Origin of the sequence: Clostridium sp. (assembly GCF_051654825.1) — a bacterium.
GTDB lineage: Bacteria > Bacillota > Clostridia > Clostridiales > Clostridiaceae > Clostridium.
Window position 1 is genome coordinate 1 of sequence record NZ_JBOFYU010000296.1, and the last position, 15,432, is coordinate 15,432.

Genomic DNA, 15,432 nt, shown 5'->3' on the forward strand with positions numbered 1-15,432 from the left:
CTTTTAATTTTAATTAAATCTCTAATAGCAGTAGCTCCATATTGGAATGTAAATGTTATAGAAGGTGTTTATATGATTAAAAATGCTAGAATAGCAGTAGCTCCATATTGGAATGTAAATCTTTTAGCTTCTACTTGAATACAAAATACTTCTTTGATAGCAGTAGCTCCATATTGGAATGTAAATATATTAAAATAAGAAGGGTTACCCCTCCTTATATATATAGCAGTAGCTCCATATTGGAATGTAAATTACCTTCTTTTACATTAACTTTCATTCCTGTACTTGATAGCAGTAGCTCCATATTGGAATGTAAATTAAGTAAATGCGTCAATTCTTGCTTTGTTTTGTACATAGCAGTAGCTCCATATTGGAATGTAAATTACAAGGGATTTATCGAACTCTTAACCTTCCTTTTTATAGCAGTAGCTCCATATTGGAATGTAAATTTAGATTTAAAATCTATCTCTTCTATTTCTACCACATAGCAGTAGCTCCATATTGGAATGTAAATAATTTTACTATAGATTAAATTATTGCTATTATCATAATAGCAGTAGCTCCATATTGGAATGTAAATAGAAGAACAAAGGAAACTTGCTAATTTAAATATAACATAGCAGTAGCTCCATATTGGAATGTAAATTACAAAATAGGTTATGCACTAGGGGAAGTGATAGGTATAGCAGTAGCTCCATATTGGAATGTAAATGCTGCTGCAAGTCTGTTTCTTGTAGCGTGTCCACCCATAGCAGTAGCTCCATATTGGAATGTAAATAGTGTTAAGTTTCAAAGGGACAGGAAGAGAACTTAAATAGCAGTAGCTCCATATTGGAATGTAAATTATCTATTTAAACCTTCTTCTATTGATACAATATCAAATAGCAGTAGCTCCATATTGGAATGTAAATTAGTTTGGTTAATAGATACCTTTACAAGTTAGAAAGAATAGCAGTAGCTCCATATTGGAATGTAAATTTGTCTAGCATTATTTTTAATATTATTCAACTTTTATAGCAGTAGCTCCATATTGGAATGTAAATAAGATGAGTAAAGAACAAATAGATCTTAGAAATTATTATAGCAGTAGCTCCATATTGGAATGTAAATATGGATTATGTTGAAGAGATATTAGATGAATGTAGAATAGCAGTAGCTCCATATTGGAATGTAAATGTATAAAGATTGTATTTAAGAGTTGCTTTGATAGTAGATAGCAGTAGCTCCATATTGGAATGTAAATGAAATATTGTCTATTGAAAATCAACTTTTTAACACAATCGGAAATGCAATAGCAGTAGCTCCATATTGGAATGTAAATGAAATATTGTCTAGTAAATACATAAAACAACAATTAAATAGCAGTAGCTCCATATTGGAATGTAAATTACATACATATAACTCCCAAGCTTTTACTGGTATTAATAGCAGTAGCTCCATATTGGAATGTAAATTTTGAGGTGTCTAGTATGTACGGTTAATATGTATTATAGCAGTAGCTCCATATTGGAATGTAAATATATATAATGAAAATTTAATAGATATTTTTTACAAAATAGCAGTAGCTCCATATTGGAATGTAAATTATTTTACAATTACTATACTTATACAATACTACTATATAGCAGTAGCTCCATATTGGAATGTAAATAAATTAAATCGCCATTAACAAGGATATGAAGCTTATTAATAGCAGTAGCTCCATATTGGAATGTAAATAGCATATAATAATTTCTTTAGAAGGGTTAAACAAGGATAGCAGTAGCTCCATATTGGAATGTAAATAATAGACACAACTAATTTATTTAATCAATTTACTAAATAGCAGTAGCTCCATATTGGAATGTAAATTGTTTATAATATGGATTTTTACACCTCTATCCATTAATAGCAGTAGCTCCATATTGGAATGTAAATTACAGTAAATTGAACTGTAAATGTAGTATCTAATAATAGCAGTAGCTCCATATTGGAATGTAAATAAATTTATTCATATTACACGCTCCTATTTTTTATTTGATAGCAGTAGCTCCATATTGGAATGTAAATAGAAGAGCAAAGAAAACTCGCTAATTTAAATATAACTATAGCAGTAGCTCCATATTGGAATGTAAATGTAAATTCTGCATATTGACCACTCACTTCATCACCTGATAGCAGTAGCTCCATATTGGAATGTAAATTGCTAAACCACTAATACTAGGAGTTAATAACTCTTTCATAGCAGTAGCTCCATATTGGAATGTAAATTTGTTATCATAAAATTAGCCCCCTATAATATCATTAAATAGCAGTAGCTCCATATTGGAATGTAAATCTTGTAGTTATGGTCTTGCCACCATATGTAAAATCAATAGCAGTAGCTCCATATTGGAATGTAAATTTTTTCTTACAAGCATATTTATCAAATAAATTTATAGATAGCAGTAGCTCCATATTGGAATGTAAATTTTAATATAAAACTGCATTTCTTTTAATTTCCTAAGATAGCAGTAGCTCCATATTGGAATGTAAATCTGTTTCTTGATTATAGTTAGCGTTAAATGTAGCTTATAGCAGTAGCTCCATATTGGAATGTAAATCTGGAAAAAGTCTCTTATGGGTGTCATTTTTGTAATAGCAGTAGCTCCATATTGGAATGTAAATGTAGTAGTCCATCCACTATCGTTAATTAATTCACTACATAGCAGTAGCTCCATATTGGAATGTAAATTTTTATAGATTGTGCATTGTCTCTGTATTGCATAGATTCATAGCAGTAGCTCCATATTGGAATGTAAATTGGTTATCATACCACCTTTTATATAAGTCAGCTTTTTGATAGCAGTAGCTCCATATTGGAATGTAAATTTATATAAGATAACTCTTGCTAAGGACTGTAAACAAATAGCAGTAGCTCCATATTGGAATGTAAATGGACAAGCTTATATGAAAGTTGATACTAAAGAAGATGATAGCAGTAGCTCCATATTGAAATGTAAATGCAGGTGTAGAAAATACAGATATGATATAGTTATTAAAGAGAGTTATAGAAAAAATAAGTGTATAACTCTTATATATTATTTCATTATGTTTAAAGTTGTAAATAATGAATTAATGCATTCAGAAAGGTAATATAAAAGTTATAAGATGTATTTTAATTCTATAACTTTTATTTCCCTAATACAGCTATAACTAATAGCCTTCCATTGGAATAGTTAAAGTCACAGGTAGAAAGAGTAATTATATTAGAATTTATATTCAATGAAGCATTATAGTTGATATTAGACTTATTGCTCAAAGTATTTAGATATTCTAAATACTCATCATCACTCCAAAAAGTTTGATAATTATTTATATCAGCTGAATCTTTAAATAATGAGAAAATATCATATTTAAGAACTTCATTGTCAGTTGCAACATAAATTTTAAAAGAATTATCTAAGTCAGAGTATATTTTATGTAAATCAGCAAACATACTTCCATCTTTCATATAATGACTATAGATGATGGTATTCCTATCTTCAAATTCATTTACATTACAATCAATAAAAATAGCGCCTGACTTACTTTCTTCCTTTAAAAAATTATGATTCAGATAGAATGAATTATCAATACCCTTAACTATAGGATAGTTGATATTTGTATTAGGTATATATAGCCATCCAACATAATCTTCATTCAGATCTTTTAACTTAGTATAAGCTACATTCAAATCATTAGAATTAAAGGGATTAAGACTATTGATATCATTATATAATTTATGATTTTTATAGTATTCTTTTATTCCTGAATAAACATTAATTAAGGATATTATAAAGACTATTATAGCAACTATAAGTAATAGGTTCCGGGCTAATACTTTAAATTTTCTACTCATATTTTTAATAACACCTCTATCAATTATTTCTTTAAATAGTATCAACTAATAACAAGAATTTTATTATTTAAATAAAATATACCTCCAAAAATTACTTGTATAAAATCTTGTTTATTACTTATATAATAGGATTTTAACTACGATTTTGGAGGAATAAAAATTGAAAAATTTTCTTAGTGAGTTTATTTTAGTTACTAAATTAGGATTTAATTATATATGGAATAATGCAAGTATTAAGTTTACTCTATTATGGGGCAGCTTAGGTTTATATATAGGAATAAGTAGAATAATAAATGACTTTAGGTTAGATGGATCATTAATTATAAATATATTAATTCCTATAACGTTCTTTATAACGATGTCTTTTGCAAATCATATTCTTAGAGTATGGAGAAGATACGTGCCAAAGCAAGAGTACTATAGAGATGTTTATAAAGAAACGGGAGGAGAATTCTTAGGAATTTATTATGGATATTTAATTGAAACCACTAAAAAAAGAAAGTACATGGGACGAGAAAAGTACACACCTTGGTTTATAATTTTAATAGTTGCAGTTACTATTAGTTGGATATGTAGTAAAAGTAGGGACTGTTAAGACGATATAAAGTAAATAAAGAAGATGCTTTTATAAATAGAAATGATAACAGACTAAAAGAAAGACTACTCCACCAAAGTAGTATTTCTCTTTTTATGCCAACATTTTCAGGGGATTAATTTAATGATTTAACTGATTTACTATATTATTTTTATAGATAGACAATAACCAATTAAGTACAGTAGAGACTTTAAAATACCTTATATGGAATTAATTTATCATTGAAGGTAGAAAAATAATAGAATAAAATATAGAAGTATAATTTAATGTATTTAACAAATAACCAAGTCATATATATGGCTGTGGTGGTAATTAACAAATGAGATAGATAACCTTGTAAGGCTTTTTTAGAGCTTTACGAGGTTTTTTTATTTTCAAGAAAAAGATAACAGTATAAAAAGATAATAAGAAAGAGGTAATTAACAGATGAAAAATGAAATTTTAAGAGAAACGATAACTAAGTATAGTGCAGAAACTTTAAGTGAGTTAGAGCTAGTATCACTTATTTTAGGGGAGAAAGTTGCTAACAAAATTAAGGAAAATGAGATCTATTCACTAGCTAATCTAGTACAACATTCAGATAAGGAAATAAAGCAATTACTAGGTATTACAGATGTAACACTTAGTAAGGTCAAAGCATTATTTGAACTATCAGCAAGGAGAATAGGTATTACTTCAGGAGATAACATTAGATCACCTAAGGATATTGTTGAAGTTGCTGCTGATATGGAGTATTTAGAACAAGAAGTGCTTAGATTATATTGTTTAAACACAAAAAATATAATAGTTAAGAAATTAAACTTGTTTAAAGGTGGAATTAACACTTCAATAGTTGATCCAAGGACTTTATTTAAGGAAGCATTAAAGTGTAATTCGGCAAGTATAGTTATTTGCCACAATCACCCTTCAGGAGACCCAACACCTAGTAAGGAAGATATATCATTAACAACTCGTTTAAAAGAGTGTGGAAGGATATTAGGGGTAACATTAGTTGACCATATAATAATAGGTTCTAATGGGAAGTACACAAGTTTAAAAGAGAAAGGTGTAATTTAAATTCACCAACAGTAATTTAACAAACAGAGTAGATAACAATAAACAAAAAGATAACAGAAAGAGGAAATAACAGATGAAGAAAAATTTAATAGCAGAAGATAAAATGGAGCAAATGTTGAAAAATATTGAGGAAGGTATTTTAGGTGTTGCTAATGATGAGAATTTTAAAAGATTTTTAAAGTTCCAATCTAAGAACTATAGCCACTCTATTAAAAATATAATCCTTGCAAATCAGCAATATGAAATGCTCCAGATGGAAAGAGGTGGACAACCACCCCTACAGAGTGTAGGAATCTTTAAAGGTATTGAACAATGGCAAGAACTCGGAAGAGATATAAAGCCAGGAGAAATACCTTTAGAGATATTCTCTCCTATAATTAAGAAGAAATTAGAGAGAGATAAAAAGATTCCATATGTAAATTATAAGTCATTGAAGGTAGGGGCTAAGATTAATTTAACCGTTGTATTAAGGGATATTATATATAGTGGAAAAGGACTATATGTATATATGCTTGAGATAGTAACTATGGAAGGTAAAGAGATACAGGGATTACTACGAGCTACATCTAAAAGTTCATTAGAAGTTAAAAAGATATATAAAGTTCAAGGTAAGATAGAGCAGTTTAGAGCTGTAAAGCAAGTAGCACTAGATAATGTATCAATTCTTAAGGAATTAGATATTAAGGAAACTAGCTATTGTGCTGGCTTTAAATTAACACCTGTTTATTCTCAACATCAAACATTCGGAGATGATATACCAACTATTTGTAATAGATTAGAGGGAGAATCAGCTAATGCAGCAGCATTAGAAGTAGTAATGAATGAAATAATAGATATTCCAATTACTTATGAGCAATCAAATAGTAATGGCTATTATGTACCAGGAACTACGTTAATTAATATTAATCCTGAATTAAAAAATGATAAATATATATGTCAAAGGATAAAGACATTAATTCATGAGTATGCTCATTACCAAGTTGATGTTTTGAAATACAATGAAAAGATTGATGATATTTCAATGAAATCAGGGGGAGATCCTTATGCACTAGAGGAACTCGTAGCAGAATCAGTAGCATATATGATTTGTAGTGTCCATGAAATTGATACATCTAGCTATTCATTTGAGTATTTAGCAAGTTGGAGCTGTACTAACGTAAAACTACTAAAAAGTATGTTTGAGATAATACAAAGGATTTATTCAAAGACAATTAAAGAAATAATAGATATAACTAACAAGGTAGATTGTTAGTGACTTATAGATAACAAGAACAAATAAGTAACAGAAGGATAAAGTTAACAGAAAGAGGAAATTAATAATGGAAAAATTAAATATAATGAAGTCATTTATTAGGGAAGAAATAGAGGAAAATAGATTTTCAGAAGTAGAAATCGACCTGTTTTATGCCTGTATTGAAGCAACTGATTGTATATATACTGCTAGTGATATTGTGGCTAGTAAAGGCTATAATGAACATATACAATATATAGATTCGTATGTAGAGCTAGCTGATACTCTAGTGTACAATGCAGAAAAGATAAAGAATGAAAGTTCTTTTGTAAAGGAGCTTAGATATCTTCTAAGTAATATCTTAGTTGAAGGAAGTGTTTATATACCAACACTTAAACAAGAATCAGATATACAAATGTATTTAAATAGCTATGGATGGATTGTTAATCAAGAACATACTGTAGCAGTAAATTTAGATATTAATTTAATAGATTCTAGTCAATTAAGATTAACAGCTTAGGAGGAATATAAATGATAGGAACAATAATGCAACAGAAGTTAATAGAAAGATTAAATAGATACCTTGATACTAGTAATAACAATGCACAGGCAATTGTTAATTGGATTAAATTCAAACGGCTTTCAACTAATAAAACTAAGGTTGAAATTGAATAATGTTCTTAATGATAGAGATAGAGTAGCAAGATATAAATTTGCAGCATCTATTCAGGAAGAATTAGAGAGCTTTGCTCTAGAAGTTAGAGTATGTACATCTTGCTTGAAGATTATGATAGAAGGTTATGTTATAGATGGTGGAATGGACTACTATTGTAGTGATAAATGCCTAGAATATGATATGACATTAGAAGAATTTGAACAAGCCTATGGAGATGGAGATACTGATACATATTGGACTGAATGGTATTAATCAGTAATTTAATATATACTACTAAAATTTCACAATAATTAAACCTCATAGGGGAATGAATTTCCCTTATGAGGGGTTCATTCTCCTTTATTAAAAAGGAGATATGGAATAATGAAATTTATTATATTATCACTTTTACTTCCAAGAAATGATCCGATTACCTCTACTTAAAGATTAGATTTATTGAAAATCTATTTCGAAAATACTATAATTTAAGGAGAGAAGTAATGCCAACTATTACAAATTATAAAGGGGCAAAGATTATCATTTATGTAAATGACCATCAGCCACCTCATATACATATTAAATATGGAAAATCAAATGCAAAAATGAACATTAGTAATGGAAAAATAATCAAGGGATTTCTGCCAATTACTATTGCGTCTAGCATATCAAAATATTGTATAGAGAATAAATTGTTTTTATTAAAAAGATGGGATGAAATACACTTAGGGAGGAATAAGTGATGGAAATAATTCAGGTAGTTCCAAGAGCAGATTATAAAGTATTTGTGTGTTATGAAGATAATAGCATAAGATTATTTGATGCAAAAAATTTATTGGATATATATCCTATAATGAAAGATATTGAGTTTTTCATTAATAGATGTACTATAATGAATGATACACTAGCATGGGATGTAAGTGGGAACATGGATGATTCGCTATGTATTGATATAGCACCAGAATCAATTGAAGAATCTGACATAGTAAAAGAAGAAGATATGTATAATTATATAAATACCAATAAAGAAATATTAAAGGCTCGATTAATGTTATAAGAAAACTAAATTATTAATTTACCCAAGAGGGAAGGAGATTCCCTTTTGGGGCTCCTTTCAAATTTTAAAAAGATATTATACGAGGAGAAAGAGTTATGAAAAAATATAATTTTTTAATCGAAGAAACATTAGGAAGATTAGTCACAATAGAAGCAGAAGATAAAGGATCAGCAGAAGCAATAATTGATGAGATGTATAGAAACTCTGAAATAATTCTTACAGCTGATGATTTTAGTGGATATTCAATTACAAATGAAAGTGAAGAATAGATAATAAAGAGTACCTATAGACAAAGTGTCAGTAGGTACTCCTTTCTTATAAACTTTAATATAATATATTGTTATAATAGAATTTCTAGGCTATTATATAATTAAAGATATACGTAGAATGTAAGAGGGAGAGTGAGATAATGGAGAATATATATACGCTATATTCAAAAGATAAACCTCTAATAGATTTTAAAAAAGTTGATACACTTGATAAGAAGTATGAAATTATAAAAATATATGAGGAAAATAGAAATATATTACCGTATAGATTAAAAGATAATATAGATATATTTGATTTTTGGTTAGATAGCAGACCTATTCCAACGAATAGAGAACATATAGAAAACGTAATACAAGCTTTAATGCTTAGTGATAGACCAGATCCATTTGATTATTTAAAGATTAATAATGGAGTTTCATTAAATGATACGTACTGGATTAAGGATTCAAATGATAAAATAAGCTGGTATGACAAAGATTTTTCATGTGTCAATTTATATGAGAATGGATTTAAAGAATCATTAGGGATAATAACTTTCTTTGGCAACACTTCATCTTTAGGTGGTAGAATAAACACACCTGAATTAACTACACAAGGAATGTTAGGTAAAGCGTGGAGACAACTAAATGATGGAATCTATTTATATAAAAAGGGATCATCAGGAGCGGCAAATGCAGGTAATGAACCTTATTCAGAGGTTATTGCATCACAAGTTGCTGATATAATAGGAATACCACATATAAAATATGAATTAGAGAGATGGCAAGGTGTTTTATGCACTAAATGCAAGCTGTTTACTGATGTTGATCATGGGTACCTAACAATGGCAGAGTTTTTATCTACAGAAGTAGGTACTAAAGATAGATGGAAGTATAATGATATTAAAAGTTTAGTTTCAGATGAAATAATGTCAGGAATAGATGATATGATAGTTTTTGATTATATTATTGAAAATAAAGATAGACATTTTAATAATTTTGGATTTATTAGAAATAATAATACAGGAGAAATTGAAAAATTAGCTCCTATATTTGATAATGGATTCTCACTATTAAATTTTCATATGGAGTTTGAACTAAAAGAGTTTGACTTTGATAGCTATTCAGATTTAGGTACATTCTATATCAAGAATAAGGATCAGGCTAAGGATGTTATTAAGAGAAATCCTAAAAAATACAAAAAATGGGCTAAGGAACTAAGTAATAAAATAGATACAATTAATTTTTATGGTACTGAAAAATATAGAGAAAAAGCTATAAAGGATTTATTAAAAAGTAGATGTAGAATTATTCAGGGGATATAATTATATGTCAATTAAATACTTAGTAATGTATTGTTTAGAAACGATGATTTAAAATCAATAATTACAATAACGCTGTCCCAATAGGGGCAGTATTTTTATTGTATTAATTATTTAAAGTATATGAAGGAGTTTTTTGTGAAATTAAGGTCAAATCAAATAATTGAAATTAAAAAATACCCAAATTCAATTTATAATGAATTAAAAAAAGAATTTGTATATCACTCAAATAAAATTGAAGGTAGTACTTTTACAAGGGAAAACTTAGATGTGTATCTGAGAAGTCAAATAATAGAAGGAAGTCACAAAATAGATGATGTTTTTGAGACAATAAATTCTTTAAATTTATTTGATTTTGTAGTTGATACTTTGGATGAAAAATTAAGTAAAAACTTAATTTTAGAGCTTCATTCTATTTTAAAGAAAAATAGTTTAGATAAAGATAAAGGTTTCGCAGGTTGTTGGAAAAAGATACCTAACATGATAAGTGGATCACCAGTCGTTTTAGCTCAACCTTGGGAAGTTGATATGAAAATGGATGAGTTATTAAATTGGTGGGATGAATCAGAAAAGGACTTTATAGCAATAGTAAGATTTCACAGTGAATTTGAAAGAATTCATCCATTCCAAGATGGTAATGGTAGAGTAGGAAGATTTATAATGCTAAAGCAATGCATTGAATCAAATATAGATTTGGTAGCTATTGATGAAAAATATAATAGCGAATATAAAAAAGCTTTAACTGAAAGTCAAGTTAATAATAACTTTAAGCCGTTAGAGGAAGTTCTAGCAAAATGTCAAAATTTCTTAGAGCAGAAAAATGAATTACTAGTAAAGACATTAGAATGTCTAGATAATCTAATGTGATTTATTAGATAATATACTTTAAAACTTAGTATTTAATAATAAACTTGGAGGATACTATAATGATATCATTAGAGCAAAAGATATTTAATGAAGGAATAGAAAAGGGGCAACTTGAAAAGCAAAGAGAGATAGCTAAAAACTTAATGGATATCTTAAATGATGAAATGATTGCTAAAAAGTGTGGATTAACTATAGATGAAGTAAAAAAATTAAGAAGTGAGATTGAAAAAAGATAATAATTAAAATTTAACTGTCCCTAAGGGGGCAGTTTTTTTACTAATGAAGACTATAGTTAATAAAATAAATGAAATTAAAGAGAATCTTGCTATGAGATATCATGTGTAGTACTATATAATTAGCACTCTATTCATGCTTAGAGTAAATTATAAATATAACTAATGGATGTGATAATAATGAAACCTATGAAAGAGTATGAGAATGAGTTAATTATAATATTGAATGCAGATAAAAATAATTGGACTAAATTTTATATACTAATGAAAGAAATAGAAGAAAAACAACTTTATAAAGAGTTGAATTTAAATAGTTTTACAGCTTGGGTAAAAAGCTTCAGCATTAAAAATAAAATACACGAGAGTGTAATTTGGAATAGAAAAAAAGCAGGAAAAGTGTATGAAAATTATGTTTCAATTCAAAAGGATAAAGGAATTGAAGTAGCACCTGTAGAAAGGGCTCAAATAGGTGTTGATTCATTAGTTTTACTTGATAAGATCGCTAAGAGAGATAATAAATTAGGAGCAGAACTTACGGAAAAGGCAATTCAGAAAGAAATAACTAGGGAAGATCTACGGAATGCATATAAAACAATTAGAGGAGATCTTCATAAGAATAAAGCAGATAATAGTAAGGCATCAACTTTAAGTGAAAAGGCAGAGGAAACTATAATAAAAATAAAAGAAACTATTACGGCTTCTAAGATTGTAGCTACATTATCTAAACCAAGATGGTTAGGTGAAGAATGTAATAGAAAAGCTTTTAAGGGTGCATATGAACAGGATAAATATAAGACTTTAACTGAATTCCCTGTATATACTGGTACAACTTCTAAATCAAGAAGAATAGATGTCTTAGTAGCAGAGAATTTAAGAGTTAAGGAACACTTTAATTTAAATCTACATGGTATTGAAATTAAAGTATCTAAGAGTGATTTAGTTAATGATATGAAGTATTCAGAGTATGCTGAGTTTGTAAATTATCTATGGTTAGCTATTCCATCACATTTATTAGAGGTTACTGAAACAATAGCACCTAAAAATATAGGGATTTTAATTTATAAAAATGATAAACTTGAAATACAAAGAGAAGCAGAAAGATTAAACCCTTTAAAGTTAAATGAAAGTTTAACTACTTTAAGTTTAAGATTACTCTAATCAAGCTTAGAGTATTTAACTATTTGTTTATTTTTAATGTTAATCGGATTATAATGTATATAGAATATAAATTATTTACTTGATAAATTGATAGGTATTAATTTAAGGCAAAAAAAAAAGCAGTTAAAAACTGTTTTTTTTAAGTATAGGCCCGGCAACTACCAAGTGCTATACCTTAAATATAAATTATAAGCAATAGATCTTATAATAATATAGGCCCGGCAACTACCAAGTGCTACATTTAAAATCTAACTTATATTTAAATAATATATTATATTACTAGTTTAGTCAATAAGGAGTATATATATTCATGAAATTTAATATTTTTTTTGATGAGTCACATCAATTAGATAAACATAATTCTAAATATTGCTATTATGGGATACTAGGTTATCAACAAGAACAAATATCAAGATTAAATAAGCTTTTTAAAGATAGAGAAATAAAATATGAATTGCATTTTTCATCATTTAGTTTAAATAAATTTGATGATTACTATGAAATACTTAAATTTGTTTTAAATAATTCAAAATCTAATATCTATATGGTTGATTGTGAGCAAGCACTCTCTTTAGGTAGTAAAATAAATTTAAATGCTGATAATTTAAGAAAATTATTTTATATAAAACTACCTGAGAGATTAATATATGGAATGACCAGGAAGATGCCTGGGGTGAAGGATATTAACATAACAATTGATAAATCAGATGCCTATGGAAATGATAATATGGAACTATTAGATGAACAATGTTTAGAAGATATAAAAAAAATCATTGAAAAACAAAATGATAAAGACCAAATAACATCTGAAATAAAAAATGTAGTTGAAAATAAGTACAAGCATATTCAATTGGTAAGAAGCTTGAAGGATCAGCTTAATGCACATAGTTTATATAGAAATTTAAATTATAAAGTTACTAAAATAAGACAAGAAGACTCTAAAAGTAATGTTGCATTACAATCAATAGATGTATTATTAGGTCTTATAGCTTTTATATTTGAAGAGAAATATTTAGATATTCCAGAAGAGTTTAGTAAAGAAAAATTAGAAGTTAAATTACAAAGCTGCAGTTTAACTCCAAATGAAGAGCAATTATTATTTAAGAGCTATACCTTTAAAAAAGGTATGTATAGGTTGAATAGTAAGAGTATAAATGATGATAATATAAATTTATTAAGGGAACTTAATAAGAAACTAAATATAGTTTCATCTAAAGGTATTGAAAAGGCAGAATTTGCATATAGAGTATTATCTGATAATAATGTACTAGATAGGTTGTACCATAGTAAAATGTTTATTTGGTCTTTAGAAAATAATGATATATCTAAGAATATTGATAAGATATATATTTCAAAGTATATATCAAAGTTTTTAAACTATAAAATAGCTTATGATAATGAAAATATAAAAAAATTAGTAAAGAAACATATTGAAGTAAGCATTGAAAAAAAAGAAATGAGTAAAGGCGATTATGCAGAAGTAATAGGTTTAAACATAGCAAACACTGAAACTTTAATTGATAGATATTTAGATATTTTAGGAATAGATATATAAATAAAAGAGATGAAGTCATCTCTTTTATTTATTAGCATGAAGCCCATCCAAAGAAAAGATATTTCCTTATAGGAAGTACTTTTCTATTTTTCATAGGTTTCAAATTTGGTTTATTTTTATATACTTTGTTATCTGTATAAAATCTTGAGCAATCACTTTTACTATTGTTTACTAGAACATATTCTTTTGATACTATATGCTCTACCCCACTTTCTAATGTTAGAGTTAGTGCTTTATCATCTGCTTCTGTTTTAGTTGAATAGTTAAAGTTTGTTTGAATTTTTTCAAAGCATTGATATGTAGATATTACAAATCTTAACTTGTATTCAGGCTTATTTTTAAGAAGTTCTTTCTTAACTGTAATAACCTCATACCCTACTACTCCAAGGTCAATATAATTAGCTTGCCATTTGATTCCATAATCGTTATCTCTAATATACTTTTGAGCCTTTTTATAATTACTTTCTGAATATTTATCAAAGGATAATTTACAATTTCCTAAGCTACAGGTTGAGATAGTTCCATTGTAGGATCTTTCTCCATACTCTCTTTCATATTCTGATACAAGACTATCAAAGGCCTTTCTTACTGTTCCAGTAGTAGTTACTTCTTCCACAAAATTTGTTGCTCCCATTATTATATTCCTCTTTTCTGTTATTTTTTTATTCCTATTATCTTTTGGTTTCTAACTTAGTGTTTATTTGATCTATGCCAAAGATGTAATCCTTCAAATGTTGGATTAATTTTATTCTTCTTGCAGTAATCAATATAATTACATAAAACTGTTATACTCACTCTACGCTACTCCTATTATCTAATTTGTTCTGTTATCTTTTTCTTTCTGTTAAATAATTAATCTTAATAAATACCTCTCTTCCTTATATTTGTCTTAGAAATAAAAAAATCCTTATAAAGCTCAATTTCTTGAACCTCATAAGGATTATCTACTTCAATTTGTTAAATACCATCAGGACCATATATATGGACTGATTATCTGTTAAATAAAATATTAAATTACAAATATAATTATACATAGAATGTAATCTAATAAACAATAGGATATCAGTTCATTAAAATCCACATATAGGTAATAAGCATAATTTTATTAAAATTCGATTCTACGACAATTTAGATTTTTAAAATATTTCAAAAGTAGATTTGTAGGTTTATAAAAAAACTTAAAATCAAAAATGCTGAAATATTCGATTCGACTATTTTTACCCTATTTTTCAGCAAAAGTACTAAATTTTGAACAAATATAAAAAGTTCGTAAAATTAGGAGTTTACGAACTTTTTTAAAAATATAATTTATAAAGCTAGATATATCAATACTTTTAAGCCCTAGTATAAAAATAATAAATTTTATACATTTTACTTAATACGAACTTTTAACATTTAGTTTTACGAACTTTTGTGGTAAAATATATTATAGAAGGTAATTAAGGAAAATCTTATTACATTAAAGAATAAGAAAGTGGAGATTTATTAAAAATGGAAATCTTAGAATTATTAGAAGCAGTTGAGAGTAAAATAATTGATGTTGAATCAGCCTTAGATTTACTTTTAGTCTATATAAATGAAAAGCATATAAAAAAAGGA

Annotated in this window: 16 protein-coding genes and 1 CRISPR repeat array; of the genes, 14 read left to right on the plus strand and 2 right to left on the minus strand. The window is 27.2% G+C overall.

Features of this window, described 5'->3' with window-relative positions:
- Positions 1 to 24: 24 nt before the first annotated feature.
- Positions 25 to 2,983: direct repeats of the CRISPR family, unit length 30 nt; unit sequence ATAGCAGTAGCTCCATATTGGAATGTAAAT.
- A 168-nt stretch (positions 2,984 to 3,151) separates the two neighbouring features.
- On the minus strand, positions 3,152 to 3,859 hold the full coding sequence (srtB, locus tag ACRDBA_RS18050; protein WP_438574321.1) for a class B sortase: 708 nt from the start codon (positions 3,857 to 3,859) through the stop codon (positions 3,152 to 3,154).
- Between the two features lie 160 nt (positions 3,860 to 4,019).
- Here srtB and ACRDBA_RS18055 point away from each other — a divergent pair, with 160 nt between their 5' ends.
- The 14 genes from ACRDBA_RS18055 to ACRDBA_RS18120 all read left to right on the plus strand — a co-directional run bounded on the left by ACRDBA_RS18055 (position 4,020) and on the right by ACRDBA_RS18120 (position 13,833).
- Positions 4,020 to 4,454 carry a hypothetical protein gene (locus ACRDBA_RS18055; protein WP_438574322.1) on the plus strand — a complete coding sequence of 145 codons (435 nt, stop codon included), beginning with the start codon at positions 4,020 to 4,022 and terminating at the stop codon, positions 4,452 to 4,454.
- Between the two features lie 426 nt (positions 4,455 to 4,880).
- Positions 4,881 to 5,510, plus strand: coding sequence for a JAB domain-containing protein (locus ACRDBA_RS18060; RefSeq protein ID WP_438574323.1), 630 nt, complete (start codon positions 4,881 to 4,883; stop codon positions 5,508 to 5,510).
- A gap of 73 nt (positions 5,511 to 5,583) precedes the next feature.
- Positions 5,584 to 6,762: a zincin-like metallopeptidase domain-containing protein gene (locus tag ACRDBA_RS18065; RefSeq protein ID WP_438574324.1), complete on the plus strand. Its 1,179-nt coding sequence runs from the start codon at positions 5,584 to 5,586 to the stop codon at positions 6,760 to 6,762.
- A 67-nt stretch (positions 6,763 to 6,829) separates the two neighbouring features.
- Positions 6,830 to 7,261 (plus strand): hypothetical protein, encoded by a 432-nt coding sequence (locus tag ACRDBA_RS18070; protein WP_438574325.1) that lies wholly within the window; start codon positions 6,830 to 6,832, stop codon positions 7,259 to 7,261.
- 11 nt (positions 7,262 to 7,272) lie between these two features.
- Positions 7,273 to 7,416: a hypothetical protein gene (locus ACRDBA_RS18075; protein WP_438574326.1), complete on the plus strand. Its 144-nt coding sequence runs from the start codon at positions 7,273 to 7,275 to the stop codon at positions 7,414 to 7,416.
- A complete protein-coding gene (locus ACRDBA_RS18080) occupies positions 7,409 to 7,669 on the plus strand; it encodes a CDP-alcohol phosphatidyltransferase (protein ID WP_438574327.1) in 261 nt (86 codons plus the stop codon). The genes ACRDBA_RS18075 and ACRDBA_RS18080 overlap by 8 nt, the downstream gene beginning before the upstream one ends.
- A 227-nt stretch (positions 7,670 to 7,896) precedes the next feature.
- The gene (locus ACRDBA_RS18085) at positions 7,897 to 8,136 is read left to right on the plus strand and encodes a DUF4160 domain-containing protein (RefSeq protein ID WP_438574328.1); all 240 of its coding nucleotides are present in this window, start codon (positions 7,897 to 7,899) and stop codon (positions 8,134 to 8,136) included.
- Positions 8,136 to 8,450 carry a DUF2442 domain-containing protein gene (locus tag ACRDBA_RS18090; protein ID WP_438574329.1) on the plus strand — a complete coding sequence of 105 codons (315 nt, stop codon included), beginning with the start codon at positions 8,136 to 8,138 and terminating at the stop codon, positions 8,448 to 8,450. The genes ACRDBA_RS18085 and ACRDBA_RS18090 overlap by 1 nt, the downstream gene beginning before the upstream one ends.
- 95 nt (positions 8,451 to 8,545) lie before the next feature.
- Positions 8,546 to 8,719, plus strand: coding sequence for a DpnD/PcfM family protein (locus tag ACRDBA_RS18095; protein ID WP_438574330.1), 174 nt, complete (start codon positions 8,546 to 8,548; stop codon positions 8,717 to 8,719).
- A 140-nt stretch (positions 8,720 to 8,859) separates the two neighbouring features.
- Positions 8,860 to 10,023 carry a hypothetical protein gene (locus tag ACRDBA_RS18100; RefSeq protein WP_438574331.1) on the plus strand — a complete coding sequence of 388 codons (1,164 nt, stop codon included), beginning with the start codon at positions 8,860 to 8,862 and terminating at the stop codon, positions 10,021 to 10,023.
- Between the two features lie 135 nt (positions 10,024 to 10,158).
- Positions 10,159 to 10,887 (plus strand): Fic family protein, encoded by a 729-nt coding sequence (locus ACRDBA_RS18105; RefSeq protein WP_438574332.1) that lies wholly within the window; start codon positions 10,159 to 10,161, stop codon positions 10,885 to 10,887.
- A gap of 59 nt (positions 10,888 to 10,946) precedes the next feature.
- Complete coding sequence (locus tag ACRDBA_RS18110) at positions 10,947 to 11,123, plus strand: hypothetical protein (RefSeq protein WP_438574333.1); 177 nt, start codon at positions 10,947 to 10,949, stop codon at positions 11,121 to 11,123.
- A gap of 177 nt (positions 11,124 to 11,300) precedes the next feature.
- The gene (locus ACRDBA_RS18115; protein WP_438574334.1) at positions 11,301 to 12,278 is read left to right on the plus strand and encodes an MmcB family DNA repair protein; all 978 of its coding nucleotides are present in this window, start codon (positions 11,301 to 11,303) and stop codon (positions 12,276 to 12,278) included.
- Between the two features lie 310 nt (positions 12,279 to 12,588).
- On the plus strand, positions 12,589 to 13,833 hold the full coding sequence (locus ACRDBA_RS18120; RefSeq protein WP_438574335.1) for a DUF3800 domain-containing protein: 1,245 nt from the start codon (positions 12,589 to 12,591) through the stop codon (positions 13,831 to 13,833).
- A 31-nt stretch (positions 13,834 to 13,864) separates the two neighbouring features.
- Here the strand turns inward: ACRDBA_RS18120 and ACRDBA_RS18125 are convergent, their stop codons facing one another.
- On the minus strand, positions 13,865 to 14,467 hold the full coding sequence (locus ACRDBA_RS18125; protein ID WP_438574336.1) for a hypothetical protein: 603 nt from the start codon (positions 14,465 to 14,467) through the stop codon (positions 13,865 to 13,867).
- Positions 14,468 to 15,432 lie beyond the last annotated feature (965 nt).

Bases quoted from the DNA above. Each gene is read 5' to 3' on its own strand.
- srtB (WP_438574321.1), bottom strand. From the start codon at position 3,859: ATGAGTAGAAAATTTAAAGTATTAGCCCGGAACCTATTACTTATAGTT.
- ACRDBA_RS18060 (WP_438574323.1), top strand. From the start codon at position 4,881: ATGAAAAATGAAATTTTAAGAGAAACGATAACTAAGTATAGTGCAGAA.
- ACRDBA_RS18065 (WP_438574324.1), top strand. From the start codon at position 5,584: ATGAAGAAAAATTTAATAGCAGAAGATAAAATGGAGCAAATGTTGAAA.
- ACRDBA_RS18070 (WP_438574325.1), top strand. From the start codon at position 6,830: ATGGAAAAATTAAATATAATGAAGTCATTTATTAGGGAAGAAATAGAG.
- ACRDBA_RS18075 (WP_438574326.1), top strand. From the start codon at position 7,273: ATGATAGGAACAATAATGCAACAGAAGTTAATAGAAAGATTAAATAGA.
- ACRDBA_RS18085 (WP_438574328.1), top strand. From the start codon at position 7,897: ATGCCAACTATTACAAATTATAAAGGGGCAAAGATTATCATTTATGTA.
- ACRDBA_RS18090 (WP_438574329.1), top strand. From the start codon at position 8,136: ATGGAAATAATTCAGGTAGTTCCAAGAGCAGATTATAAAGTATTTGTG.
- ACRDBA_RS18095 (WP_438574330.1), top strand. From the start codon at position 8,546: ATGAAAAAATATAATTTTTTAATCGAAGAAACATTAGGAAGATTAGTC.
- ACRDBA_RS18100 (WP_438574331.1), top strand. From the start codon at position 8,860: ATGGAGAATATATATACGCTATATTCAAAAGATAAACCTCTAATAGAT.
- ACRDBA_RS18110 (WP_438574333.1), top strand. From the start codon at position 10,947: ATGATATCATTAGAGCAAAAGATATTTAATGAAGGAATAGAAAAGGGG.
- ACRDBA_RS18115 (WP_438574334.1), top strand. From the start codon at position 11,301: ATGAAACCTATGAAAGAGTATGAGAATGAGTTAATTATAATATTGAAT.
- ACRDBA_RS18120 (WP_438574335.1), top strand. From the start codon at position 12,589: ATGAAATTTAATATTTTTTTTGATGAGTCACATCAATTAGATAAACAT.
- ACRDBA_RS18125 (WP_438574336.1), bottom strand. From the start codon at position 14,467: ATGGGAGCAACAAATTTTGTGGAAGAAGTAACTACTACTGGAACAGTA.